This window comes from Rugosimonospora acidiphila (assembly GCF_039543385.1).
Classification (GTDB): Bacteria; Actinomycetota; Actinomycetes; order Mycobacteriales; family Micromonosporaceae; genus Rugosimonospora; species Rugosimonospora acidiphila.
Genome location: NZ_BAABJQ010000013.1, coordinates 52577 through 76819, shown reverse-complemented (window position 1 = coordinate 76819; position 24243 = coordinate 52577). Strand labels below are relative to the sequence as shown.

Annotated in this window: 22 protein-coding genes; 6 read left to right on the top strand and 16 right to left on the bottom strand. The window is 71.2% G+C overall.

Going from position 1 to position 24243, the window contains the following annotated elements:
- Positions 1 to 4: 4 nt before the first annotated feature.
- From ABEA87_RS21875 to ABEA87_RS21820, 12 genes are all read right to left on the bottom strand, one after another.
- Positions 5 to 724 (bottom strand): urease accessory protein UreF, encoded by a 720-nt coding sequence (locus tag ABEA87_RS21875; protein ID WP_345632301.1) that lies wholly within the window; start codon positions 722 to 724, stop codon positions 5 to 7.
- A 45-nt stretch (positions 725 to 769) separates the two neighbouring features.
- Positions 770 to 1333, bottom strand: coding sequence for an urease accessory protein UreE (locus tag ABEA87_RS21870; RefSeq protein ID WP_345632299.1), 564 nt, complete (start codon positions 1331 to 1333; stop codon positions 770 to 772).
- A gap of 11 nt (positions 1334 to 1344) precedes the next feature.
- Positions 1345 to 3063, bottom strand: a complete 1719-nt coding sequence (locus ABEA87_RS21865; RefSeq protein ID WP_345632296.1) for an urease subunit alpha — start codon at positions 3061 to 3063, stop codon at positions 1345 to 1347.
- A gap of 73 nt (positions 3064 to 3136) precedes the next feature.
- On the bottom strand, positions 3137 to 3610 hold the full coding sequence (gene ureB, locus ABEA87_RS21860; protein WP_425570934.1) for an urease subunit beta: 474 nt from the start codon (positions 3608 to 3610) through the stop codon (positions 3137 to 3139).
- 15 nt (positions 3611 to 3625) lie between these two features.
- On the bottom strand, positions 3626 to 3928 hold the full coding sequence (locus ABEA87_RS21855) for an urease subunit gamma (protein ID WP_345632294.1): 303 nt from the start codon (positions 3926 to 3928) through the stop codon (positions 3626 to 3628).
- 122 nt (positions 3929 to 4050) lie between these two features.
- Positions 4051 to 5301 (bottom strand): lactonase family protein, encoded by a 1251-nt coding sequence (locus tag ABEA87_RS21850; protein ID WP_345632292.1) that lies wholly within the window; start codon positions 5299 to 5301, stop codon positions 4051 to 4053.
- 167 nt (positions 5302 to 5468) lie between these two features.
- Entirely contained in the window at positions 5469 to 6818 is a 1350-nt protein-coding gene (locus ABEA87_RS21845; protein ID WP_345632290.1) for an adenylosuccinate synthetase, read from the bottom strand.
- Positions 6815 to 7780, bottom strand: coding sequence for a hypothetical protein (locus ABEA87_RS21840; protein ID WP_345632287.1), 966 nt, complete (start codon positions 7778 to 7780; stop codon positions 6815 to 6817). The genes ABEA87_RS21845 and ABEA87_RS21840 overlap by 4 nt, the downstream gene beginning before the upstream one ends.
- 16 nt (positions 7781 to 7796) lie before the next feature.
- The gene (locus ABEA87_RS21835) at positions 7797 to 8825 is read right to left on the bottom strand and encodes a serine/threonine protein kinase (protein ID WP_345632285.1); all 1029 of its coding nucleotides are present in this window, start codon (positions 8823 to 8825) and stop codon (positions 7797 to 7799) included.
- A complete protein-coding gene (locus tag ABEA87_RS21830) occupies positions 8822 to 9625 on the bottom strand; it encodes an NUDIX hydrolase (protein WP_345632268.1) in 804 nt (267 codons plus the stop codon). Before ABEA87_RS21830 ends, ABEA87_RS21835 begins: the two co-directional genes overlap by 4 nt.
- A gap of 122 nt (positions 9626 to 9747) precedes the next feature.
- The gene (locus ABEA87_RS21825; RefSeq protein WP_345632266.1) at positions 9748 to 10929 is read right to left on the bottom strand and encodes a low temperature requirement protein A; all 1182 of its coding nucleotides are present in this window, start codon (positions 10927 to 10929) and stop codon (positions 9748 to 9750) included.
- A 132-nt stretch (positions 10930 to 11061) separates the two neighbouring features.
- Complete coding sequence (locus tag ABEA87_RS21820; RefSeq protein ID WP_345632264.1) at positions 11062 to 12516, bottom strand: MFS transporter; 1455 nt, start codon at positions 12514 to 12516, stop codon at positions 11062 to 11064.
- A 218-nt stretch (positions 12517 to 12734) separates the two neighbouring features.
- Here ABEA87_RS21820 and ABEA87_RS21815 point away from each other — a divergent pair, with 218 nt between their 5' ends.
- Positions 12735 to 13505 carry a sensor histidine kinase gene (locus ABEA87_RS21815; protein WP_345632262.1) on the top strand — a complete coding sequence of 257 codons (771 nt, stop codon included), beginning with the start codon at positions 12735 to 12737 and terminating at the stop codon, positions 13503 to 13505.
- Complete coding sequence (locus ABEA87_RS21810) at positions 13502 to 14176, top strand: response regulator transcription factor (protein ID WP_345632260.1); 675 nt, start codon at positions 13502 to 13504, stop codon at positions 14174 to 14176. Before ABEA87_RS21815 ends, ABEA87_RS21810 begins: the two co-directional genes overlap by 4 nt.
- Before the next feature lie 27 nt (positions 14177 to 14203).
- Here the strand turns inward: ABEA87_RS21810 and ABEA87_RS21805 are convergent, their stop codons facing one another.
- Positions 14204 to 14623 carry a cupin domain-containing protein gene (locus ABEA87_RS21805; protein WP_345632258.1) on the bottom strand — a complete coding sequence of 140 codons (420 nt, stop codon included), beginning with the start codon at positions 14621 to 14623 and terminating at the stop codon, positions 14204 to 14206.
- 105 nt (positions 14624 to 14728) lie between these two features.
- Between ABEA87_RS21805 and ABEA87_RS21800 the strand changes: the two genes are divergently transcribed.
- From ABEA87_RS21800 to ABEA87_RS21790, 3 genes are all read left to right on the top strand, one after another.
- Positions 14729 to 14899 (top strand): hypothetical protein, encoded by a 171-nt coding sequence (locus ABEA87_RS21800; protein ID WP_345632256.1) that lies wholly within the window; start codon positions 14729 to 14731, stop codon positions 14897 to 14899.
- Positions 14900 to 15421: 522 nt separating this feature from the next.
- Entirely contained in the window at positions 15422 to 16306 is an 885-nt protein-coding gene (locus ABEA87_RS21795) for a 1-aminocyclopropane-1-carboxylate deaminase/D-cysteine desulfhydrase (RefSeq protein WP_345632254.1), read from the top strand.
- Positions 16307 to 16333: 27 nt separating this feature from the next.
- On the top strand, positions 16334 to 17296 hold the full coding sequence (locus ABEA87_RS21790) for a glycoside hydrolase 5 family protein (RefSeq protein WP_345632252.1): 963 nt from the start codon (positions 16334 to 16336) through the stop codon (positions 17294 to 17296).
- A 76-nt stretch (positions 17297 to 17372) separates the two neighbouring features.
- Here the strand turns inward: ABEA87_RS21790 and ABEA87_RS21785 are convergent, their stop codons facing one another.
- Entirely contained in the window at positions 17373 to 17540 is a 168-nt protein-coding gene (locus ABEA87_RS21785) for a hypothetical protein (RefSeq protein ID WP_345632250.1), read from the bottom strand.
- A 122-nt stretch (positions 17541 to 17662) separates the two neighbouring features.
- Here ABEA87_RS21785 and ABEA87_RS21780 point away from each other — a divergent pair, with 122 nt between their 5' ends.
- Positions 17663 to 19168, top strand: a complete 1506-nt coding sequence (locus ABEA87_RS21780) for an APC family permease (RefSeq protein WP_345632248.1) — start codon at positions 17663 to 17665, stop codon at positions 19166 to 19168.
- A 93-nt stretch (positions 19169 to 19261) separates the two neighbouring features.
- Here the strand turns inward: ABEA87_RS21780 and ABEA87_RS21775 are convergent, their stop codons facing one another.
- Both ABEA87_RS21775 and ABEA87_RS21770 read right to left on the bottom strand, forming a co-directional pair.
- Positions 19262 to 22219 carry a discoidin domain-containing protein gene (locus tag ABEA87_RS21775; protein WP_345632245.1) on the bottom strand — a complete coding sequence of 986 codons (2958 nt, stop codon included), beginning with the start codon at positions 22217 to 22219 and terminating at the stop codon, positions 19262 to 19264.
- A 561-nt stretch (positions 22220 to 22780) separates the two neighbouring features.
- The gene (locus tag ABEA87_RS21770; RefSeq protein ID WP_345632243.1) at positions 22781 to 23974 is read right to left on the bottom strand and encodes a PucR family transcriptional regulator; all 1194 of its coding nucleotides are present in this window, start codon (positions 23972 to 23974) and stop codon (positions 22781 to 22783) included.
- Between the last annotated feature and the right edge of the window lie 269 nt (positions 23975 to 24243).

The window sequence follows — 24243 nt, the reverse complement described above, 5'->3', positions numbered from 1 at the left end:
CCTCTCAACTCATGAACAGGCGCACATGCGCGCGAATGTGGGCCGCCGCCAGCACGTCCAGCACCGGCGCGAAGGCGGCCATGTCGTCCAGGTCCGCGTTCGCCGCGCGCCCGTACTGCTCCGGCACGCCCCCGTTGACGGCGTACAGGATCGCCTGGGTGTCCAGGTGATCGACGCGCATCAGCCGCACCGCCGCGCCGAGCACCATCGTCGCCACCCCGTACTGGTGCGCGGCGAACGCGTCGGGTTCGGACAGTCCACAGTGGGCGAACAGGGTACCGAGTGCGACCGGGTAGGTGACCGGAACCGGGTCGGTGGCGGTCTCACGCAACCGCTTGTCCAGCATGGAATCCCCGACGACGCGTGCCGCCGCCTCGGCCAGCTTGCGGCCCATCCGCACGGTCATCGTGCGGGCCTCCTCGGACAGCTTGCGCAGCACGACCGCCTCGTCGGCGCGGCGGATCCGGTCCAGGTCGCCGCGGCGCCCGCCGCGGTATCCGGCGAGCAGCGCCACGCCGTCACCGGTGGCGGCCACCCGGGTGACGGTGCGCACGAACTCCTCCAGCCCGGCCCGGTCGGACACCACGCCGGCCTGCACCGCCGCCTCCAGCCCGTTGGAGAAGGCGAAGCCGCCGACCGGGAACATGGAGTCGCCGAACTGCAGGAGCCTCAAGGGCGCCGCCGCCGTCACCGCCGCCGCCGCCGTCACCGCCGCCGTCGCCATCGCCGTCACCGCCGTCGCCGTGTCGCCATCAGCGCGCCCTGCCCGTCACCGCACCGGCCCGGGCAGGTGGGTGTGCGGGGTCGCGTCGGCGCCGCCGAACAACCGGCGCGCCTCGTGCGGCGCGAGGTACGCGATGACCTCGGTACCCGGGACGAACTCGTGACCGATGCCGGTGAGGTCGTGCGTGCGCATCACCGAGTCCATCACCTTCCGGTCGACGGTCAGCGGCACGTACACGCGGCCGCCCTTGACCACCGCCGGCCAGTGCTGGTTGCCCAGTGCGTGCCCCAACTCCACCGCCGAGCGCAGGCCCAGTTCGGCCGGCTCCTTCTCCAGCCCGCTCAGGTCCACGACCATCACCTCGCCGAGCCGGACGCGGGCCACGATCGCGGTCTGCGCCGCCTCGTCCCAGAACAGCACGTCGCCGTCGCGCGGCCGGTTGCCCCGGCCCAGGGACAGGGCCACCTCGGTGCCGTCCGAGGCCCGCTTGCGCAGCCGGTTCTTCTGCGCCTCCCACTGGTCGAGCACCAGGTGCTCCACCCGGGCGGAGGTCAGGCGGGCCGCCCAGGCCGGCTCGTCCGCGTTGCCCAGTACCGATTCCACGAGCATGTCGGTGACTCCTAGCTGAAGAAGTAGAGCTGGGCGAGCGGCAGGCGCGTGGCCGGCGGCACGGTGGCGTGCACGCCGTCCAGCTTCACCGCGAAGGTCTCCGGATCCACGTCGATGCGCGGCAGGGCATCGTTGCGTACCATGTCGCGCTTGGTCAGGCCGCGCGTGCCGCGCACCGGAAGCACCCGGCGGCGCAGGCCGAGCCGGTCGGCCACCCCGGCCTCGTAGCCGGCCCGCGACATGAACGTCACGCAGTTCTCGGCGAGCGCGCTGCCGTACGCGCCGAACATGGGCCGGTAGAAGACCGGCTGCGGGGTCGGCAGGGAGGAGTTCGGATCGCCCATCAGCGACCAGACGATCATGCCGCTCTTGACGACCAGCTTGGGCTTGGCGCCGAAGAAGGCCGGCTCCCACAGCACCAGATCGGCCAGCTTGCCCGGCGCGACGGAGCCGAGCACATGGGAGATGCCGTGGGTGATCGCCGGGTTGATGGTCACCTTAGCCACGTACCGCAGCACCCGGAAGTTGTCGTTGTCCGGCGAGTCCTCGGGTAGCTTGCCGCGGGTCGTCTTCATCGTGGCGGCGAGCTGGATCGTGCGTAGCCAGTTCTCGCCCACCCGCCCCATCGCCTGCGAGTCGCTGGACATCATCGAGATGACGCCCAGGTCGTGCAGGACGTCCTCGGCGGCGATGGTCTCCGCGCGGATGCGGCTCTCCACGAACGCCACGTCGGCCGGCACCTTCGGGTTGAAGTTGTGGGCGACCATCGTCATGTCGAACAGCTCGGCCTGGGTGTTGATGCCGTACGGGTTGGTCGGCGTGGTGGAACTGGGTAGGCAGTTCATCTGCCCGGCCACCTTGATGATGTCCGGCGCGTGGCCACCGCCGGAGCCCTCCGTGTGATACGTGTGGATCGTCCGGCCCTCGAACGCGGCGATGGTGTCCTCCACGTAGCCGCTCTCGTTGAGGGTGTCCGTGTGGATGGCCACCTGAACATCGAACCGCTCCGCCACCGACAGCACCGAGCGGATCGCCTGCGGGGTGGCTCCCCAGTCCTCGTGCAGCTTGTACCCGGCCGCCCCGGCGAGCACCTGCTCCTCCAGCGGGCCCAGCCCGGAACTGTTGCCCTTGGCCAGCAGCCCGATGTTGACCGGGATCCCCTCGAAGGCGCGCATCATCGCATGCAGGTTCCACGGCCCGGGAGTGGCGTTGACCCCGTTCGTGCTGTCGCTCGGACCGGTGCCGCCGCCCCACATGGTCGTGGTGCCGTTGCTCAACGCGGCGTACGCCTGTTGTGGCGACACGAGGTGCACGTGCGCGTCGATGCCGCCGGCCGTGAGGATGAGATGCTCACCGGAGATGGCGTCGGTGCCCGGGCCGATGACCAGTTCGGGGCTGACGCCGTCCATGGTGTCGGGGTTGCCGGCCTTGCCGATCCCGGCGATCAACCCGTCCTTGACCCCGACGTCGGCCTTGACCACACCCAGTCCGGCGTCCAGGACGGTCACGTTGGTGATGACCAGGTCCAGCGCCCCGTTGGCGTTGGTCAGCTCGGCGCTGGCACCCATGCCGTCGCGCAGCGTCTTGCCGCCGCCGTACACGGCCTCGTCGCCGAGGCACCGCAGATCCTTCTCGATCTCGAGGTAGAGGTCGGTGTCGGCCAGCCGGATCCGGTCGCCGGTCGTCGGGCCGTACAGTCCGGCGTACTCCTGCCGGGATATCTGACTCATCGCGCTGCCTTCGATGGCGTGAGGCGGGGCCGCCGTGCCGCTCGGGTGTCGGGCCGCTCGGGTGTCGGGCCGCTCAGGTGTCGGGCGTGGAGGTGAAGCCGCGGATACCGGCACGCCGGGCGGCCCGCGCTCGGTCCGGTTGGTAGCCGGGGGCCGGCCCGCCGCCGGTCCAGGCGTTCACCAGTCCGTTGAATCCGTAGACCCGTTGCCGCCCCCCGTACGGAACGAGCTGGACCGTTTTCTGGTCGCCGGGCTCGAACCGGATCGAGGTGCTGGCCGGGATGTCCAACCGAGTGCCGAACGTGGCGTCCCGGTCGAATTCGAGGTACCGGTTGGCCTCGTAGAAGTGGAAGTGCGAGCCCACCTGGATCGGCCGGTCCCCGGTGTTGCGGACCTCGACCCGGATGGTGGGCCGCCCCGCGTTCAGCTCCAGCGGCTCGCCGCGCAGCAGGTACCCGCCGGGCGGCGGGCGCTCGCCGTCGGCGGGCGGGATGGGGTCGGCGGGCCGGACGGAATCCGCGCCGGCGGGCGGTGGGGAGTCGGGCATCTCCGGTTCCACCCGCTACTGGATGGGCGAGTGCACGGTGACCAGTCGCGAGCCGTCGGTGAACACGGCCTCGACCTGGAGGATCGGCATCAGCTCGGCCACTCCCTCCATGACATCGTCCCGGGTGAGCACGTGACTCGCCACGTGCATCACCTCCTCGACGGTCTTACCCTCGCGGGCACCCTCCAGCGCCGCCGCGGCGACCACGGCGACCGCCTCCGGATGGTTGAGCTTGATTCCCCTGCCCCTGCGGGCGGCGGCGATCTGGGCCACCGAAAGAATGGTCAGTTTGTCGAACTCTCTGGGGGTCAGGTACATGCGTTGCCCTCCGCGATCGACGGACGCCGCTGGCTGCCGGTGCCTAAATCCGGCACCTGGTTCACCATAGGCGACGCGGAGCCCCAAAAACGGTCAAACGCCTCGGAAGCGAACAGCCGGAGTCAGACTCCGGCCAGTCCCTGCGGACTGTTGTACGGGATGGCCACGCGGGTGATCTCCTCGAGCGAGCCGTCCGGCTGGACGGCATAGCCCACCAGCGCGGAGGCGTTGCCGTAGATCTGGTAGAGGTACGCGCCGTCGGGGCTGAACCAGTTGTCGCTCGGGCCGCTGCTGACCGTCCCGTTGAGCGCCCGGAACGTGCCGTCCCCCGGCACCGGCGGGCACGCCGGATCCTTCGCCAGAATGATCTCGGTGCCGTCGATGTGGAAGCTGCTGACGTCGCTGTAGCCGAAGTTGGTGGCGAACACCGTCCGGTCGTCCGGGGAAACGGCCAGCCAACACAGTTCTGAGGGCTTGCCCTTGCTCGTGTCGACCGTGACGAGCGGGCCGATGCCGATACCGCCGTCCCCGTCGAGGGTGCCCATGACGATCCCGTCGCCGACGGCCTCCCCCAGGACGAAGGTGTCCGGCCGCCCGTGCAGGAAGGCGATGTAGAACGGAGAGCCGCCCCCGCCGTCGTGGAACGAGGCCGCGCCCAGGGTGCCGTCGCCGCTCACCGGGAACACCACGAGTCCGTCGGGGTCCGGTTCGTTGGAGGCGATCGACTTCGGCGCGCCGTCCGGCCCCGGTACCCACAGGATCGCCGAGCCGTCCGGATTGGCGGTGGGCGGCTGGTCGAAGGTGGTACCGGCGAGCAGGAACCGCTCGTCCGGCGAGAGGGTGACCATGGTGGCCACCCGGTCGGGCTTGTCCTTGGTGTTCACCGAGTACCGCTCCAGGCGCACCGACAGCCGGCCGTCGCCGTCGACCGACATCAGCCGCACGTGGTCCGGGCCGAACGCGTGCAGCACGAACAGCGTGCGCCGGGACGGCGAGTAGGCCAGCGACTTGGCCGTACCGCTGCGGCCGGTGACCGGGTTTCCGGTGGGCTGGACGTCCAGCGGGGTGAGCCCGCCGTCCGCGCCGACCGCGAAGCTGGACACCGAGTTGTCGCCCCCGTTGGTGGCGAACAGGAACCGGCGATCCGGCGTGAGGATGACGCTGCCCGCGCCCTCGAAGTCGTTCGGCGCGCTGGGCTGGCCGCTGATCGGCTTGAAGCCACCGGAACCGGAGCCACCCGTCGGGATGCGGGCCACCTCGGTGAGTGCGCCGTCGGTGGACCGGCGGTAGTGGATGACGGCGTTGCGGACCTCGTTCGTCTGCAGATAGAGGTGTCCGCCGTGGCGTGGTGGCGGGGGCTGTTCGTTCGACATGCTGACCGTTACCCCAATGGCGGGACAGTCACCCTCACCCGCACGGGTGGCACCCGCCACCCTACGACCCCCGGCACGGGAGACCACGGCCCGGCACGGGAGGCCACAGCCCGGCCCGCGACCGGCGAGTGGCGGCGCGAGGCGGCGCGAGGCGGAGGCTGGCGCCGCTATGCCAGCGGCGAAAGCGGCGACTTGTCCTCGGCGGTCGGGCCGTGCGAGGCGAGCACCACCGGTACCTCCAGCACCCGCTCGACCGCCGCGATCCAGCCGGCGGTCGGGCCGGCCGGATCGCGCCCGGGCGGCGCACCGTACCGGGGCCGGGTCGCCAACAGCCGCCGGGTCAGCGCGGCCTGCCGGTCCAGGTCGCCGGCGGAGCCGGGCTCCAGCCGGTCGGTCCAGTCGTACCCGTGGCACATCAACAGGTCGCGATCGGTCGGGTCGCGGTGGGTCGGGTCGCGGTGGGTCGGGTCGCGGTGGGTCGGGTCGCGGTGGGTCAGGTCGCGGTGGGTCAGGTCGCGGTGGGTCAGGTCCAGGTGGGTCAGGGCCAGACCGTCCACGCCGCCGGCCACCTCCAGCGCGTACCGGTGGGCGACCGCGTCGAAGTGCCCGAACCGGAACCGGCCCTGCCATGGGTTGGTCGGGTTGTTCGGGTCGGTCAGCCGCAGCGCCGGGTCCTCGGTGACCAGCGGCCCCGGCCCGTGCCGCGTGGTGACCACGCGCAGCACACCGAGCCGGGTCGCCTCGCCCGCCAGGCCCGCCTCGGCGAGCAGCTTGTCCGCGTTGGCGAACGTGGTGGTGCTCCACGTGGTGTACGGGTGGAACCCGTGCCACTCGTCCAGCAGCACCCCCTGCGCGCCCTCGAACACCACGCCACCGGCGCGGATCAGTTGCCCGGCGAACGTCTGGTCCACAATGGACACCCGGTCGGCGAACCCGGTGAACGCGGCCACGCAGTCGTCCACCGGTGGCGCGTCGAGCGGCCCGACGTCCGCGGCCAGGCGCTCGCGCAGGGCCAGCAGCCGGCGCCGCAGCCGCCGCGGGTCCTGGCAGTCGGCCACCCGCGGCGCCTCGTCGGGGTGGGCGAGCTGGTACGCCACCGTCTCGCCCACCCCCATGCCGCACGACCCGTGCCGTCCGGCTCCCCGAGCTCGTTCGCGCGCCCGGTTGGCGGCCCGATGGTACGGCGTGGCCAGCGGCGCGTCCCGGTCCACGGTGAGCCGGGACAGGGCGTCCGGCACACCGATCTCGGCGAGGTGGCGGGCCTCGGCGGCCAGTGCCACCGGGTCGACCGCCACGAACCGGGACAGGTGGGTACCCACGCCCGGGCGCAAAGTACCCGAGCCGAACTGGGCGAACGTGTGCCGCCGGCCATCGCGCAGCACGACGTTGTGCGCCGCCTGCGCGCCGCCGTTGAACCGGATCACCGTGCGGACCGGCCGGCTCGCGCACAGCCAGTCCACGACGGTGCCCTTGCCGGCGTCGCCGTACCCCAGATCGACCAGGACGACGGGTCTCACAGCCGGGCCACCCGGTCGTCGGTGGCCGCCGTGTCCGGCAGCGCCGAACGGGCCACCGCGCCGAGGTCGGCGCCCACCCGGGCCAGTGCCTTGGACACCGACCCCGTGGCATCCGAGCCGAACTCGTCCAGGTCGGCCAGGCCCTCGTCGAGGTCCACGGCCGCCTCGCCGAGCCCGACGGTCAACGCGATGGTCTCGCACACCGCGTCCAGGTCGTCCAGCTCGATCGCGTTCTGGCCCAGCAGGCCCCGCCAGAAGCCGAGCACGCGGCCGTCGCCCGCGTGCGCGCTGCCGGCCGGCAGCAGGTAGTAGGTGTCGTAGGAGCGGCGCACCTCGTCCACTATCTGCCGCACCGGGATGTCCTCGGTCAGGTCGTCGCCGATCACGTCGCGCACCTCATGCGCCTTGACCCGGGGGTAGGCCAGCTCGTCACCGATGATGAACAGGTATCCGCGCCGGCCGCGCCGCACCTGGCAGTCGATCGTCGTGTGCCGGGCCATGAAGTACATGGCCAGCTCGTAGGATTCCGTCAGCTGGCCGCCACCGCCGCCCTCCAGCACGATGCGGCCGAGGTCGTCGTCCATCCGGTTGTCCGACTCGAACTGGCCGACCTGCAGGGGCGCCCGGTCGCAGGTGGCGTCGCCGATCGCGCCGAACATGATCTGCGGGTCGGTGGCGTACCCCTTGCGCAGCAACAGACCCAACAGCTGCGGCAGCTTGGTCTGCAGCACCCGGGGCACGTGTCCCATCGATCCGGTGACGTCGAACAGCACGGCGATGGCCAGCGAGTCGGGGTGCTCGGCCGAGTCCCGGCTCTCCCGTGCCCTCACGCCACGCGGGTCGAGGTCGGCGTGGACCGTGCGCGCCCCGCCGTCGCTGTAGGCGAACGCGCTGGTACCGGTTGCCGCGCGGTAGCGCTTCGCGGCGTCGTACACGTCGGTGGACCAGATTCCGCTTCCCATGGCTCCTCCTAGAACCTTAGAGGGTGAACGGTCGAAACCTTCGAGGGCCGAACAGTCTTTCCAATAGCTCGTCGAGTTCGGCGAGCAGCCGCCAGGCGTCGTTCGGGCGGTGGCTCATGGGATCCAGCTGGCAGCCGGCGGCGAAGCGGCGCAGCGGCTGGGGCGCTCGCTCGCCCATCAGCCAGGTCATGCACCGGCTGGCCATGGCGAGGTCGGTACCCGGCCCCGGGTCCTGGCGGCCGGACACCTCGGCCGGGTACCACGCGGCGTACTGCGGCACCATCGCCGGGATCCGGTCGCCGCCCATCCCCGTGTCCAGGTCGGCCGAGTAGCACCAGTCGATCAGCACCAGCCCGTGCCCCGTCGGTTCGATGAGCACGTGATCGGGCAGCACGGCCCCGTGCACGAACCCGGCGCGGTGCGCGAAGCCGAGCGCGACGAGCAGCCGCCGCCACATCCAGGCCACGTCCCGTGGATCGACGCCGTCCGGGTAGGCCCGGCGCACCTCGGCGAGGCTGTGCAGTCCGGGCGCCGCCGACACGACATTCACCAGCCGACGGGCACCGGTCGCGGTGTCCTCGAGCCGGAACGAGTCCACCAGCCGCGGCACGTACGGCAGGTAGCGGGAATTCTCGGCCAGCGCCAGCGCCAGCGTGCGCAGGGCGTACGCCTCGCGCCCCATGAGGTCGTTGTTGGCCGGTTGCCGGGGCAGCTTGAGCAGCCGGTCGGCGCCGACGTCGTACAGGTCGGCCAGGTCGCCGGCGTACCGGCGGTCGGTCAGCCGGTACTCGTCGTGCCGGGACCGGATGACCACGCCCCGGCGCTCGCGCCACAGCGAGGTCAGCCGGACGAACGCATCCGTCGCTTGTGGACGGTCGGCCGCCGGCACCCGGTCCGGGTGCAGCGCCCGGGCCAACTGCCGGTAGCGGCGCTCCGGCTGGTGGACGCCGAACAGCTCCCGCGCGCCGGCCGCCGACATCACCTGCCGGATGGCCTCGCCGAGCGCGAGGTCCCGCGGGGCGGTGGGGGCGCCGGTCCGGCTCATCGGATCGAGTCCTCTCGGGACGGTCGCAGCAGGGCCGGGTGCAGCAGCCGGGCGTCGCCGGCCCGGTACAGGCGGGAGCGCGGGCCGCCCCGGGAACCGCCGCGGTCGGTGGTGACCCCGGTGCTCTCCATGAAGCCGGGCACGGACAGCACCTTGCGGTGGAAGTTGCCGGCGTGCAGCGAGTCGTCCCACACCGTCTCGTACACCCGGCGCAGCTCGGCGATGGTGAACTCCTCGCCGACGAAGCGGGTGGCCAGCGGGGTGTACTCCAGTTTGGACCGAGCCCGTTCCAGGCCGTCGGCGAGGATCTGGGCGTGGTCGAAGGCCAGCCCGCGGGTCGCACCGGGCCGTTGGCGGACCGGCCGGCCGGGTGCGCCGGCGGCGTCGGGCAGCCCGAGCCCGGCGACCGGCACCCAGGCCGACTCGCGCGCGTCGGTTCCAGCGGCCGGCTCCGGCAGGTCGGGCACGAACGCCAGGTACGCCACGGAGACCACGCGCATGCGCGGATCGCGGCGCGGTGCGCCGTAGCTGGCCAGCTGCTCCAGGTGGACGCGGCGCAACCGGGCGCCGACACCGGTCTCCTCGGCCAGCTCGCGCTGCGCACCGGCGGCCAGGTCCTCGTCGGGCCGCACGAAGCCGCCCGGCAGCGCCCAGCGGCCCTCGTACGGCGCCTCTCCCCGCCGCACGAGCAGCACGTTCAGCTGTTCGTCGCGGATCGTCAGGACCACGACATCGACGGTCACGGCGACCGGCGGGAACGCGCTCGGGTCGTACGCCGCGAGGAACTCCTCCTCGGTCATCGCCAGTTCCTCTCATAGTGAGTATTTCTCGGCACGAGAAGAACTTAGCACGGCCTCCGGCCGCCGCGATACCGCGAATCCGCGCGGGTGCCGGCGCGGCGGACTCAGCCGGCCCGCTGGACTCAGCTGGCGCTACGCCATGCCGGCTTGCCCAGGTCGCGCCGCGCCCGGGCCCCCTCGGCCAGGCCGGTGGCGAACAGCACGAGGTCCACCCCCGCGGTCGCCGTGACGGGGTGCAGCCGCGCCGTGGCCGGGACCACGGCGAGGACCGCCACCAGCGCGAGCGCCCGCCACCACGCCGCCCGGCCGGCCGCCGCGAACAGCAGCACGATTCGCCAGGCCAGGAACACCGCGGCCCCGACGACCACGACCAGGCTGTACCGGATCTGCCCCGGCCCGCCCGCGTGCTCGATCACCAACACGTTGCCGGCGCTGGCGGTCAGGATGCCGGCCAGCAGCAGATAGTGGAGATATCCGGAGATCAGCGCCGTGCGACCCGGGGTGCGGGACTCCTCCATGAAGGCGGGCAGCCCGCGCCCGAGCGGCAGGTGGTAGATCTGGGTGAACAGCAGTGCGTTGATGAACGACAGCACGAACGCGACGGTGCTGGCCGGGTGGAAACCGACCTCGCGGATGGCGAGGCTCGACATCAGGATCAACTCGCCGATGGCCACGATGACGAACTGACCGAACCGCTCGGAGAAGTGCTCGCCGGACACTCGAAGCTCAGCCTGCGTCGACCGGCCCAGCCCGGGCACCGGGTACCCGAACAGCCCGATCGTCCCGTCGATGACGATGGCCACCGCCCACAGCGGATGGCGGGCGGCCGGCACCAGAGCCCCGACGATCCACGCCACGCCGGTGATGACGAACCAGATCGCCACCCGGGCGCTGCGCCGCGCGGCGGGATGCCCGCGCAGCCGGTACGCCAGGCCCGCGCCGCGACCGAGATGGATGGCCACATAGGTACCGGCGAAGACCAGCGCTTCCGGGCCGAACGCCCTCGTCAACGCGACGGCCTGCAGCAGAATCCCGATCATCACCCAGGCGAGCAGCGCCCGCACGAACCGCTGCTCGGGGTCGAACCAGTCGGTCGACCAGGCGGTGACCGTCCACACCCACCACATGGCGGCCAGCAGCAGCAGGAAGCGCAGCGCCCCACCCACGCTGAGATCCACCAGCAGGACGCGGGTCAGCTCGGTCAGCGAGAAGATGAACGCCAGGTCGAAGAACAGCTCCATGTAGGAGGCGGAGGGCGCCCGTTCGCGCCCGCGGAGTACCTGCTCCGCCTGATTGCCGGTCATCCCGCCGCCTCTCCCGCCCGCCTCAACCGCCAGTCTGCCCACGGAGGCACACTCCGATCGCGGATGCGCGCGGGACCTCCCCCGCCGGGGTGCCGGCCCCGGCCGGTCCGGCGACCGGCCGGGGCCCTCAGCTCACCGGAGGGACTGGCGCCGCCGCGCCCGCGCCTCGGCGGGCAGGGCCAGGGCCGCCAGGGCGGCGAGGACCAGCACGGCCGCGTTGACGAGGAACGCGACGTGGTAGCCGTGCACGAGGGCGACGAGGCGGGTGGAGTGGCCGGCGGCGTGGGTGGTCGCGGTGGCGGCGACGGTGACCAGCACCGCGAGGCCGATCGCCCCGCCGAGCTGGCGGGCGGTGTTGACCAGACCGGAGGCGGCACCGGCGTCCCTCGGGTCGACGCCGGTGGTGGCGGCCAGGGTGATCGGCAGGAGCATGAGGCTGATGCCCGCCCCGGCGACGAGGCTCGGGCCCAGGAGGTGACTCAGGTAGGCCGGGTGAGCGGGCGTACCGGCCAGCCAGGCGACGCCACCGGCCGTGATGAGCCCGCCGGCGACGAGCAGGTTGCGGGCGCCGACGAGGGGCACGAGCCGGCGCGAGGCGAGGCCGCCGACGACGAGCACGATGGTCAGCGGCAGCAGGGCCAGGCCGGTACGCAGTGCGCTGTAGCCAAGGGCCTGCTGCAGGTACAGGGAGATGAAGAAGGACGCGGACGTCATGGTCACCCCCAGGCTGAGCATGGCCAGGTTCCCGATGCGCAGGGCGCGCGGGCGGAACAGGGCGAGCGGGATCAGCGGCCGGGAGCTGGTGGCCTCGACCGCCACGAAGCCGGCGATGAGCACCGCGGCCACGACGAGTGCGGTCACCACGCCGCGCGACCCCCACCCGTCGGAGGACGCCTGCGACAGCCCATAGGTGAGTGCACCGATCCCGAGGGTGGCACTCAGCGCGCCGGGAACATCGAGCCCGGTCCGCTCGGCGCCGGCCGAGGACGGCAGCGGGGTGAGGATCCCGGCGACGAGCAGCCCGACGCCCAGCGGGAGGTTGACGAACAGCACCCACCGCCAGCTCAACCCGGCGGTGAGGACTCCGCCGAGCACGACCCCGACCGCCCCGGCAGCCCCGCCCATGATGCTCCACAGGGCCAGCGCGCGGTGCCGCCGGTGTTCGTCGGTGTGGCTGGCGGTGATGAGGCTCAGGCTGCTGGGTGCCAGCGCGGCGGCGCCGACGCCCTGCACGATCCGGGCCACGAGCAGCGTGGTGGGGCTCGATGCGAGGCCGCCGGCCAGGCTGGCGGCGGTGAAGACGGCCGCGCCGAACAGGAACACCCGTTTGCGGCCCAACAGGTCGCCGGCCCTGGCGGCCAGCAGCAGGAAGCCACCCAGGGTGATCAGGTAGCCGCTGACCACCCACTGCTGCTGGTTGGTCGACAGTCCCAGCTCCGTGCGCATGTCCGGCAGGGCCACGGTGACGATGGTCGAGTCGAGCACGACCATGAACTGCGCCAGGCAGGCCATCGCCACGATGACGCCGAGCGGCAACTGCGGTCGAAGGACGGTGGGGGGAGCCAGCGCGGCTCGGGTCTGGGACATAGGGCTCCTTCGCGAACGGCCGTCACACCGGTTGTCGGTGCCGGCACAAGCTGGAGCCGATGGTGCCGACCCGGCGACCCTCCCGTCGTCGTACCCGGGAAGCGAGTTCCCACTGGCCGGCTGGGGTGCGGCCGACCCGCGCAGTACTCCACGTGGAGTAGGCCGCAATGGGTCCGGCGAGCGGATGTGTCGGCGAACCCGGCGCGTACGCTCGAAGAATGCTGACCGATCGCGGGTGGGGAAGGTTCTACAGGGCGGGCTGGCTCATCTCGGCCGGCGTCATGGTGGTGGCGTTTCGCATGTGGCAGCTACACCTTCGGGAGGTCGAGCAGCGCGCCGAGGAGGCCGAGCGGACCAGGGACGAGGTCGCCCGCCGCAGGGCCGTGGAGGAACGGCTGCGCATCGCCCGGGAACTGCACGATTCCCTGACGCACAGCATCTCGGTGGTTCAGCTTCAGGCCGGCGTGGCGGTGCACCTGGCGCGCAAGCGCGGCGAGGAGGTCCCGCCCGCGCTGCTGGCGATCGAGGAGGCGGGCGCGGACGCCGCGCGGGAACTGCGCGCGACGCTCAGCGTGCTGCGCACCCAGGACGACTGCGACGGCAGCGGCCTCGGTCACCTGGACGGCCTGGTCGACCGCGCACGCTCGGCCGGACTGCCGGTGACCGTGACCGTGACCGGCCCGCAACGGCCGCTCCCCCCCGACGTCGACCAGGCGGCGTACCGGATCGTGCAGGAGGCGCTCACCAACGTCGGCCGCCACGCCGGCGAGGCCAACGCGGCGGTCCACCTGCGATACGCGCCGCACGCCCTGACGGTGCAGATCGACGACGACGGTAAGGGCAGCGGCGCCCCGTCGGCGGGCCAGGGGCTCGGCCTGATCGGCATGCGGGAACGGGTCAGCGCGCTCGGCGGCCGGCTGGACGCCGGACCGCGGGCGCTCGGCGGCTTCCGGGTGTGGGCCGAGCTACCGGTACAGGCGGCGCCGTGATCAGGATTCTGCTGGCCGACGACCAGGCGCTGATCCGCAGTGGGATCCGGGCGCTGCTCGAGGCGGAGGACGACATCGAGGTGGTCGCCGAGGCCACCGACGGCGCCCAGGCCGTGGCGCTGGCCAGAGTGCACCGCCCGGACATCGCACTGGTGGACATCCAGATGCCCGTGCTCGACGGCATCGAGGCCACCAGGCAGATCGTCGCCGACGAGCGGCTGGCCAGCCTGCACGTCGTCATCCTGACCAACTACGGACTCGACGAGTACATCTTCCGCGCGCTGCGGGCCGGCGCGAGCGGCTTCCTGCTCAAGGACACCCAGCCGGCCGAGCTGCTGCGGGCCCTGCGCGTGGTGGTGAGCGGGGAGGCGCTGCTGTCCCCGGCCGTCACCCGGCGGCTGATCAGCGAGTTCGTCGCCCGGCCGCCGGACGCGATAGCGGCGACGGGAATGGAGTCGCTGACGAACCGGGAACGCGAGGTGGTGGCGCTCGCCGCGCACGGGCTGAGCAACGACGAGATCGCGGAGTCCATGGTGCTCAGCCCCACCACCGCGAAGACTCACATCAGCCGGGCGATGACCAAGCTCGGCGCGCGCGACCGCGCGCAGCTCGTCGTGTTCGCCTACCAGAGTGGCCTGGTCAGCCCGCGCGACCTCGCCCCGCGCCGCTGACCACCGGCCCCGGGCGATGCCGGACCGTCATCCGGCGCGGCCCGGCCACAGGCCGGGCAGGTTGACCACGATGCCCTCCTGGCTGCTGCGGGCGATGACCACCACCGCCTCCTCGGCACCCGGGTTCTCCTCGCGGTGCGGCGCGAACGGCGGCACGAACACGTAGTCGCCGGGCTCGGTCTCGATCCGCACCTCGGAGCCGGCCTCGGCGAACACGAAGACCGGGCGGCCCGACACGACGTAGATGGCCGTCTCCGCCTCACCGTGGTGGTGGTCGCCGGACGACGTACCGGGCGCCACGTGCGTCTGTCCCATCCAGATCTTCGACGACCCGACCGTCTTCCCGGACACCGCCTCGAGCCGGGTCATCCCCGCCGTCTGGCCGGTCTGACCAGTCAGCTGCCCGGCCCGGACGTGGTGCAGCGCGCCATGCCACTCATCCGCCATCGTGGGCTCCCCTCGAACTCGGCCAACCTCGGGTATACCACCGCGGGCCGGGTTTGGTCCCGGCGCCGATCGGGCACCGAACAGCATCGAACAAAGGAGCGTGACATGGCCATCCTTCTCCTCGTCCTGCTGCTCGCACTGATCCTGGGTGGCCTGGGCTTCGCCGTCCATGTGCTGTGGTGGATAGCGCTGATCGTGCTGGTGGTCTGGCTGGTCGGGTTCGTCTTCCGGAGCACGGGCTCGACCGGTACCCGCGGCCGCTGGTATCGCTGGTAGCCGCACACGCCGGTGCCCCGACGGGAGAGCTTCCCGCCGGGGCACCGCGGTGTCGGCCGGTCCACACGGCAGTGCGACGGCGACGGCCGCGCCGGGGTGCCACCGGCGCGGCCCGGCCACCGACCGGCGTGACCCGCGACGACGTGCGCCACGACAAGAGCCCCCGGTCCCCATCCGTCGCGCATATCGTCGCGGGCGCCGGCCGGTCGAGCCCGCCCCGGCGTCCCCCGTTTGATCTTGCCCTCGCCGGCGCGGGCCCGACCGCTCTACGATGGGACACCGCTGTAGGTCAATGGCTTGCAGAATTGTTGTCGGCGACAGCCCGCCGCGGCGCGGCGGTTGGCGGGCAGGACCGGCGAGGAGATGGCGCGTCACCCGCCTGCACCTGGGGCGAGCTGCGGCTGCGGCAGGGCCGGTTCGTGGAGGCGGTAGAGCTGATTTCCGAGGCGATGCTGGCCGGGTGCGTCACATCCCGTTGGGGATCCTAGGACACTAGGTTGAGGGTGGTGGCAGGCTGTGGGGGTGGACGAGATCCGGCGTACCCCGATGGCACTGCGACTTCCGTCGCCCGTGTTGGAGGTGCGCGACGACCGGATGGAGCGAGCCGGCGTCCGGCTACTGATCAAGCGCGACGACCTGATCCACTCCGAGGTGCCGGGCAACAAGTGGCGCAAGCTGAAGTACAACCTGACGGCGGCGGCCGACGGCGGCCACGACACCCTGCTGACCTTTGGCGGCGCCTACTCCAACCACCTGCGCGCCACCGCGGCCGCCGGACACTACTTCGGGTTCCGCACCATCGGCGTGGTCCGCGGCGAGGAACACCTGCCCCTCAATTCGTCCCTGGCGTACGCCGAGCGGCGGGGCATGCGGCTCGCGTACCTCGACCGCGCGACCTACCGGAACAAGCGCGACCCGGCCGTGATCGAGGCGCTGCGGCGCGAGTGGGGCCGCTTCTACCTGCTGCCCGAGGGCGGCAGCAATACGCTCGCGGTCAAGGGCTGCGCCGAGCTGCCCGGGGAGATCGACGAGCCGTTCGACGTGCTGTGCTGCGCGGTCGGCACGGGTGCGACCCTCGCCGGCATCGCGGCCGGCCTGCGGACCGGCCAGCGGGCGATCGGCTTCTCCGCGCTGGCCGGCGGAGAGTTCCTCGCCGGCGAGGTGGGGCGGCTGCAGTCCGAGGCCGGCACGGTGTCCGCCAACTGGCGCGTCGAGTGCGGCTACCACTTCGGGGGATTCGCCAAGACGACGCCGCGGCTGGCGGCCTTCATCGACGATTTCGCGGACCGCCACGGGATCATTCTGGACCGGGTGTACGTGGCGAAGATGATGTTCGGCGTCTTCGACCTGGTGGACGCGGGGGCGTTTGGCGGCGGCACCACCATCGTGGCGGTCGTCACCGGATAGCTTGAGGTGTATGCCTAGGATCGGCCCGTGGCCGCTCCCCTGATCTTCGGTGTCTTTCCGCTCGGCATGGCCGGCGCCCCCGGCGGGCTCGCCGTGGGGCCGCCGGACAATATCGAGGCGATCGGGCGCGCGCTGTCCGAGCTGCAGGGGGACGGCAAGACCCTGCTGCCGCGGATGTACGTGGTCTGGTCCGGCCCCGAGTCGACCGCGGCGGCGCACGCGCAGCTGGACCAGTTGGCCGCGGCCGGTGTGCCGTGGGATCTGGTCCTGTGCTTCCGGGATCCCGGCGGCGACGTGGCGGCGTGGGCCTCGTTCGTGTCGCAGGTGGTGACCCGGCACGGGCGGGAGTTCGCCGCGCTCCAGGTCACCGGCGAGCCGAACCTGACCTGGGCCGGGGCCGCCGCGGACGGGGCGTTCCTCAACGCGCGGGACGCCCTGGTCCAGGGGGTGCTGGCCGGCGCGGCGGCGAAGCGCGAGACGGGCGCTACCGTCGCGATCGGGTTCGCCGTGGTTCCGGACATCGACCCGGCCGCGAATGGTTTCTGGGCGGGGGTACGGGACTCCGGCGGCGCGGACTTCGCGGCGGCGGTGGACTACGCGGGCATCGACATCTACCCGGACGTGTTCGGGCCGAGGCGCAGCCCCGACGAGCTACCGTCCACTGTGGAGCGGTTGCTGGGCGACTTCCGGGAACGGGACCTGGCGACGGCGGGCATCCCGGCCTCGGTACCCATCCGGATCTGCGAGAACGGCTGGCCGACCGGCCCGGACCGGCCCGAGGAGCGGCAGGCGGTGGTCCTGGAGACCATCATCCGCACCGTGTACGCCCTGCGCGCGGAACTCAACGTCACGCACTGGGAGCTGTTCACCCTCCGCGACGCCGACAGCTCCAAGGACGACCTGTTCCACCGGTTCGGCGTGCTGCGCGACGACTACTCCCCCAAGCCGGCGTTCCACACCCTGCGCCGGTTGATCGCCGAACTCGGCTGACCCTCCTGTCAATGCGCGCGGGCCGCCGCCCGAGCACCGAAGCGCCCCGGCGGCGGCCCGCGCGATGTGAGTGGCCTCAGCCCGCCGTGTACGCCACTCCGAAGACCAGCCGCGCCGCGCCGGCCGGCTCGGCAACCTGGGCGGTGTGGCCGCCCGCACGCACCTCGATGGTCGCCGGCACCTTCGCGGTCAGCACGCCCACTCCGTCGGTCAGCGGTACCGCCCCCGTCGCGCTGCCGGTCACCCCCGCGAAAGGTTGAAACGCGGGTGTCCGGTGGGGCGCCGGAGGGGTGGCCCGCCGGCCCGCGCGACGGACAATGCCATCGACGCATAGCACTCCATCACCCCGCGACCCCTGGAGTACCCATGCCAAGCAGCAGCGGCACCGACGTCCCGCGGGCGCTCGCCCGTGACCGACTGGGCATACCGGCGGTGGTCTTCTTCGTGCTGTCCGGGGTGGCCCCGCTGACCGTGGCCGCCGGCGTGGTCACCACAGCGTACGCCGTCACCGGCCTGACCAGCGTGCCGGCCGCGTTCCTGGCCGTGGCCGTCGTGCTCGGCCTGTTCTCCGTCGGGTACGTGGCGATGGCGCGACACATCACCAATGCTGGCGCGTTCTACGCCTTCGTGTCGCGTGGCCTGGGCCGTCCCGTCGGCGTCGGCGCGGCGATGGTGGCCGTGGTCGCCTACAACCTGCTGCAGGTCGGGCTCTACGGCGCGTTCGGGCCGAGCACGGCCGGCTTCATGGCCGACAAGCTGGGCATCCACGCCCCGTGGTGGGTGTGGGCGCTCGCGGCGTGGGCCATCGTCACCGTACTGGGCCTGCTGCGCGTCGACCTGAACGGCAAGGTACTGGCCGTGCTGTTGTCGATCGAGATCGTGGTGGCGGTCGCGCTGGCGGTCTCCGGCCTGTCGCACCCGGCCGGCGGGCACGTCAGCTTCGCTACGCTGTCGCCGCTGAAGCTGACCACCAGCGGCATCGGCGCCGCCCTGGTCATCGCCGTACTCGGCTTTGTCGGCTTCGAGCAGAGCGCGGTGTTCGCCGAGGAGGCCCGGAATCCGGGGCGTACCGTGCGCGTCGCCACCTACTTCTCGCTCGCCATGATCGCGCTGCTCTATGCCGGGGCGAGCTGGGCGATGGCGGTGCACAACGGCGACGGCCAGGTCGCGTCCGCCGCCGCGCGGCAGGGGCCGGAGCTGCTGTTCACCATGGGGCGCGGCATCCTGCCGGACGCCGGGCGGGTCCTGTTCCTGACCTCGCTGTTCGCGGCCGCGCTGGCCTTCCACAACGCGGTCTGGCGGTACATGTACGCCCTCGGCCGCGAGTCGGTGCTTCCGGCGGTGCTCGGGCGCACCGGGCGCAACAACGTACCCAAGACCGCATCGGCCGCGCAGAGCCTCGTGGGCCTGGTGTTCATCGCGGTGTTCGCGCTGGCCGGCTGGGACCCGATGGTCAAGCTGTTCTTCTGGGTCGGCACCACCGGCGGCTTTGGCATCCTGCTGCTGATAGCGCTGACCTCGATAGCGGTGATCAGGTTCTTCGCCCGCGACCGTCACGGCGAGACCGCCTGGCACCGGGTGGTCGCACCCGGGATCGCGGCGGTGGCGGTGCTGATCATGCTGGGCCTGGCGCTGGACAACTACTCGACCCTGCTCGGCGTGGCGCCCGGGTCCACGTCCGCGAGGGTGCTCCCGGCCATCTTCGGCGTCGCGGCGATCGTCGGCATCGCCTGGGCGCTCGTCCTGCGGTCCATCCGGCCGGAGGTGTACGCCGCCATCGGGCAGGGCAGGGAGCCGGCGACCTCCGGCGGGTCGGCCACGGGTACGACGCCACGCGGGGTGGACGGCTCGGTCCGGCAGCACGCCCGCTGACGGCCCGCGCCCGCTGACGGCCCGCGCCCGGCTGGTTGGCCAGCCGGGCGCGGGATCAGTTCACGGTGCGATCGGCTCAGGTGCGGATCCGGCTCAGGTGCCGGGCTTCGTCGCCGGCGGCGGCGTGGTGCTGAACACCTCCACCTCCGCGAGCTCCATCTTGTAGTCGGTGGTGCCGTCGTTGGTGTCGGAATCCTTGCGCAGGTTGGTGCCCTCTACCCGGACGTAGCGGGCCTGCTGCTGGTCGAAGGAGAACGTCTGCGCCGAGCCGTCGCTGGGCTTCGGGTAGTTGCTCTCATCCGCCACCGTGGTCCAGTTCGTGCCGTCGGCCGACACCGCGATGGTGAAGTCGATCGGGAAGTCGTCGGCGAGGTCCGAGGGCTTGCCGTCCCAGTCACGCGGCCACAATGTCACCGCCCCGACGGTCTGCTTCTTGCCGAGGTCGACCGTCATCGACTCGGTGTGGTTGACGGTCGGGTTGGAGTCGCTCGACCAGCCGTACGAGCCGTCGACGCTGAAGGGCTGGCCGTCGACCACGTTGGCGGCACCCCAGTCGGCGTCCTCACGGCTGCTGGACGTGGTGACGGGCTTGTTCAGGGCCAGGTCGGTCGGGACCTGGTCCGGCAGCACGTAACCGTTGGCGCTGCCCCGGTCGAGGGTGACCGTGTGCTGGCCCTTCCCCGTGTAGGTGTAGCGGACGATGCCGAAGCTGTCCGCGCTCACCTGGTGCTTGCGTCCGTTGTCGACGACCGTGTAGGTGCTGGACGGGGTCTGCCCCGACCACTGCAGGGTGACCGGCTGCTTCTTCGCGCTGTAGTTGACCACCTCGGTCAACTCGTTGCGGTAGTCGACGGTCAGCGAGTCGGTGCCGTGAATCGTCTTGGTGACGGTGGTCCCGTTCATGGCACTGGGGATGTTGGGGGCGATGGTGACGCCGGTGCCGGTCGGCTGGATGCCCAGCACGTCGCTGAACAGGCCCGCCGCGCCGTTGGCGTTGGACGGGAACCAGGCCTCCCCGCCGTGCGGCTGCAGCGTCCAGTCCAGGAAGCTGAAACCGTTGAAGCCGTCCTGGGTGTACCGGTCGACCGTGTTGTTCAGGTAGGTCAGCGACCGGTCACGCTCGCCGACCATGGCCGCCGCCCGCATGTACTCCTCGGTCATCAACGGGTAGACGGACCCGTCCTCGATGCCCTGGGAGAAGTGGTCGCCGCTCCAGTCCAGCGTGGTCAGGGTCAGCGGTGCGAAGTTCTCCGGCACCATCGACAGGTGGTAGCGCTGCATGTCCTTGTCGATGCCATCGAGGATCTGCTTGGCCCGCGACAGGTCCACCATGCCGAAGCTGATCGCCTGCAGGTTGATCTGCGTCTGCTCGACGTTGCCGTGCACGGTGCCGTCGGGGCAGCGCCAGTAGGCGAACATGCCGGTGCTGGGGTCCCAGAGGCCGCCGTCGGCGGCGTCCTTGTTGAACTGGGTCTTCAGCGCCGTCGCCAGCGAGGCGTAGGTCGTCGCCTGCGCGTCGTCGTGGAACACGTCCCGCTCCAGCTGCGACCACTGGGTGAGGGCCTGGTACATCAGCTCGTTGATGTAGCCGCTCTCCCACTTGATGTAGAGCGCGTCGTTCCACTCACGGATGCTCTTCGACGACGTGCAGGTGTTGATGTCGTTGTGGAAGAGGCTGTCGGTCTGGTCGAACTCGTTGTTGATCATGTACCCGAGGGAGCTCTCGACCGAGGTGCGCATCGAGGCGAGCCACGCGCTGTCCGACGAGTACTGGTACATGTCGGCCACGGCCGACGCGTAGGACGGGTCGGCGTCGTACAGGTTGTCGTCGCCCCACGGGTGGTCGAGATGGTACGTGCGGCCGTCCATGTGGCCGCTGGAGTTCTGGGCGTAGTCGCGGAAGTACGACAGCAGGTTCTCCTGCGACTGGGTCATCGCGGGGTCGAAGTACCCCTCGACGGTCCGGTCGGCGTAGACCATGTCATAGGGGCCGACGCCGGGGTAGCGCAGGCCGACGGTGGACATGCCGTAGCCCTTGTCGATGACGCCGGAGCGACCGAAGTCGTTGAGCATCGACGACAGCGCGGCGGGATCGTCGACGCCCTTGACGGTGCCGCCCAGCGAGTAGTACTTCGCGTAGTTGTCCGGCGCGAAGGTGTACGTGACGCTGTCGGTCTGCTTCTGCGTCGTGGCCACCGGCGCGTAGATGTAGGCGCTGGTCGCGTTGGAGGAGTGTCCACCGTAGACGTAGCCCTGCGCCTTGGTACCGGCGGTGTAGTCCCACGAGGCGGCGCTGCTGACCTGCGTCTCCTGGTAGGTGTTGCCGTCGCCGGTGTAGGCGAATTCGGTCGCCAGGTTGCGGCTGCTGCTGGCGCTGACGTCCAGCGCCTGCTTCGTCGAGTTCTTGAGCATGACGAAGTCGGACTCTTCGACGCCGTACCGGTCGTTCGGCTCGGAGAGGAAGAAGTTGTTCTCACCCGTGTAGGCGTTGCCGATGGGCAGGTCACCGCCGTCGGCCGGCCGGCGGACGTTGTCCCAGACCCGGCCCCAGCCGATGGACAGCATGCCGTTGTGGCGGACGCTGGTGTTGGTCGTGTCCAGCCAGTCGTACGTGCGCTGCACGCCGAGGCGGATGGTGTCGTTGGTGAGCGTGAACGTCCACGTCTCGCGCAACGACACCGCGTCGTTGGCCATCGTGAACGAGGTCGTCACCGTGTGGCCGTGGACCTTCACGCTGGGGCTCGCCGCCAGCGTCTTGCTGGACAGCGTGCTGCCGTCGCCGTCGAGGATGGCGGTGCTGTACATCCCGGCGTCCAGCAGCTGAGTGTTGCCCAGCGCCAGCGAGCTGACCACGGCCTGGTGGTCGTAGTCGTAGACCATGCTCAGGTTGTGGTTGCGCAGGGTCAGCGTGCTGTTCGAACGGTTGAGGGTGATGCTGGCCGGTGCCGCGTACGCACCGTGCGGCACGGCGCTCGCGCCGGCCAGCGCTCCGGCGGCCAGCGCCGCCGACAACAGCACCCGCGTGGCTTTGCCGCGGGATCTGGATTTCATGGGGGTTCGTGCTCCTTGTGAGGCGGGACGTTGCTTGCTCAGCTGACGGCGTCGTGCTCCTTCCGTGGCCACGTCGGGTCGCCGGGGCGATCGTGCGGCGGCGTGAGGGCACGCCGACGGCCGGGTGACGTCCGCAGCTCGTTGGTCGCGCACCCGGCAACCTCGGCCATCGCGCACCCGGCCAAGGTAGATCGACTATGGCAATCCTTTGCCGAATCTGTCAACGGCTTGTTGCCGGCGGATTGCCGGAAGGGGGACGGAGCGTGGATCGCGACGGCTCACACCCGGCGCGACCTTCTCGGAATTACAGCATCTATCTGTCCAGATAGGACGAAAGGACTTGCACTGGAGCCTGGGCGGGATCGCCGATATGGTTTTCCATTGTGGAAATATTTTGCCTTGAGATTTCAAGAGTCGACCGGTTGCGCCGGTGAATTCCACAGCGGCTCGCCGGGGCTCCCGGCCGGCCGCCACCCGCCGGCGCCCGGACCCTCGAGCGGCACCGTGTGCAGGCCGATCACGGTCCGGATCGCGATCCCCAGCCAGTCGCGGGCGAAGACGTCAGCTACCGTCTTGCGGTGCCCCGGCCGCCACCTCCGGCTGCCGCTCGGCGAGCGCGATGCTCAACAGTGACCGCTGCAGGCCGTCGATGGTCCGTGGGTTCCAGCCGGTGAGGTGCTGCCAGCGGTCGAGCCGGTACTTGACCGTGTTCGGGTGGACGTGCAGCGCGTCGGCGCTGGCCGTGATGGAGAATCCGTGGTCGGCGAAGGCGCGGACCGCCTCACCCAGGTGTCTCTGGCTGATCGCCTTGCCCGGATCGAGCAGCGGACGCAGCCGGCCAGACTGCGGGAACAGCGTGGCGAGCAGCCAGGACGAACTGAACCGCACGACCTTACCGGGCGGCCCGTTCTGCGCGACGCTCAGCGCACGCTCCGCGTCCACGATGCTCTCCGCGGCGCCGGCCAGTCCCGAGCGAAGCAGGCCGAGCCCGGCCGTCGGTTGCGCATCGCAGTCGGCCAGCAACTGGACTACCTCTGGTTCGGGCAGGCCCTGACAAACGATCACAACGACCGCACCGCGCACCATCACGAGCGCGCCGTTGTCATGGGAGCGCCGCCGAAGGCGATCGACGCGCTCCGGTGTCATCGACCCGGCCGGGCAACAGATCGCCTGGAACGAGCCGTCGGGATCGAAACCCAACGCACGCGCCAGGCATCCGGTCTCCTCGGCACCGGCCCGACCGGAGTAGAGCGCGTCCAGAAACTGTTGGCCGAAGCCGATGCGGATCTCGTTGCGCGAGCGGGCGGTCTCGGCGTAGCCCTCCACGACGGCGCAAGTGATCGCCTGCAACCAGGTCCACACCAGATCGCCCAGTTCGAGCAGCACCGGCGCCTGCGCCGGCTCGTCGAGGCCACGGCCAGCCACCCGGGCCCAGAAATCCCGGTAACTGCGCTGGTACGCGCGGATCATCAGCTCGGCGGGCAGCCCTTGCCCAGCCCGGCGGCGGCCCAGGGCACGCGCACGATCGATCTCCGCGGCGTTCGGCGGCCGCCGGGCCACCATACCGGTGAGTAGCGACCTGTACTGCTCACCGAAGCTCGCCTCGTGCTCGCCGCGGGGAACGCTGGCGTACGCCGCGGGGTCATCGGCACGAATATGATCAATTACTTGGGTCACGAAGGGGATAAAGCCGTCTTCCAGTGCGCGACAGAGCGCCACGACGGGAAACCAGTGACTGTCCGTGTTCCCCTGCACATCACTGCGTGTCACGCTGCACCTATACTGTGAATCCCACAAGATTCGCCAAGACTATCTCAGAGTTAGCTCCCTACCCGGGACGATTCTCGCCGAATAACGTGAAGTTACAGCCGGAATTCACCGGCCCGCGTCGACGCTCGGGCCACGCTAGCTTCACGGAGACGAGCGATGACAGCCACCTCGCACCCTCACGAACCGCGCCACGCGGAAACGTTCCGTAGCCGGCGTCGGCCCGGAGGCGAGTCGTCAACCTCATGGAGTGACCC

What these genes read in the sequence shown, in the direction of transcription:
- ABEA87_RS21815 (WP_345632262.1), top strand. Translation starts at nt 12,735, where the DNA reads ATGCTGACCGATCGCGGGTGGGGAAGGTTCTACAGGGCGGGCTGGCTC.
- ABEA87_RS21775 (WP_345632245.1), bottom strand. Translation starts at nt 22,219, where the DNA reads ATGAAATCCAGATCCCGCGGCAAAGCCACGCGGGTGCTGTTGTCGGCG.
- ABEA87_RS21840 (WP_345632287.1), bottom strand. Translation starts at nt 7,780, where the DNA reads ATGGGAAGCGGAATCTGGTCCACCGACGTGTACGACGCCGCGAAGCGC.
- ureB (WP_425570934.1), bottom strand. Translation starts at nt 3,610, where the DNA reads ATGCCCGACTCCCCACCGCCCGCCGGCGCGGATTCCGTCCGGCCCGCC.
- ABEA87_RS21800 (WP_345632256.1), top strand. Translation starts at nt 14,729, where the DNA reads ATGGCCATCCTTCTCCTCGTCCTGCTGCTCGCACTGATCCTGGGTGGC.
- ABEA87_RS21850 (WP_345632292.1), bottom strand. Translation starts at nt 5,301, where the DNA reads ATGTCGAACGAACAGCCCCCGCCACCACGCCACGGCGGACACCTCTAT.
- ABEA87_RS21825 (WP_345632266.1), bottom strand. Translation starts at nt 10,929, where the DNA reads ATGACCGGCAATCAGGCGGAGCAGGTACTCCGCGGGCGCGAACGGGCG.
- ABEA87_RS21855 (WP_345632294.1), bottom strand. Translation starts at nt 3,928, where the DNA reads ATGTACCTGACCCCCAGAGAGTTCGACAAACTGACCATTCTTTCGGTG.
- ABEA87_RS21865 (WP_345632296.1), bottom strand. Translation starts at nt 3,063, where the DNA reads ATGAGTCAGATATCCCGGCAGGAGTACGCCGGACTGTACGGCCCGACG.
- ABEA87_RS21820 (WP_345632264.1), bottom strand. Translation starts at nt 12,516, where the DNA reads ATGTCCCAGACCCGAGCCGCGCTGGCTCCCCCCACCGTCCTTCGACCG.
- ABEA87_RS21805 (WP_345632258.1), bottom strand. Translation starts at nt 14,623, where the DNA reads ATGGCGGATGAGTGGCATGGCGCGCTGCACCACGTCCGGGCCGGGCAG.
- ABEA87_RS21875 (WP_345632301.1), bottom strand. Translation starts at nt 724, where the DNA reads ATGGCGACGGCGGCGGTGACGGCGGCGGCGGCGGTGACGGCGGCGGCG.
- ABEA87_RS21870 (WP_345632299.1), bottom strand. Translation starts at nt 1,333, where the DNA reads ATGCTCGTGGAATCGGTACTGGGCAACGCGGACGAGCCGGCCTGGGCG.
- ABEA87_RS21835 (WP_345632285.1), bottom strand. Translation starts at nt 8,825, where the DNA reads ATGAGCCGGACCGGCGCCCCCACCGCCCCGCGGGACCTCGCGCTCGGC.
- ABEA87_RS21780 (WP_345632248.1), top strand. Translation starts at nt 17,663, where the DNA reads ATGCCAAGCAGCAGCGGCACCGACGTCCCGCGGGCGCTCGCCCGTGAC.
- ABEA87_RS21830 (WP_345632268.1), bottom strand. Translation starts at nt 9,625, where the DNA reads ATGACCGAGGAGGAGTTCCTCGCGGCGTACGACCCGAGCGCGTTCCCG.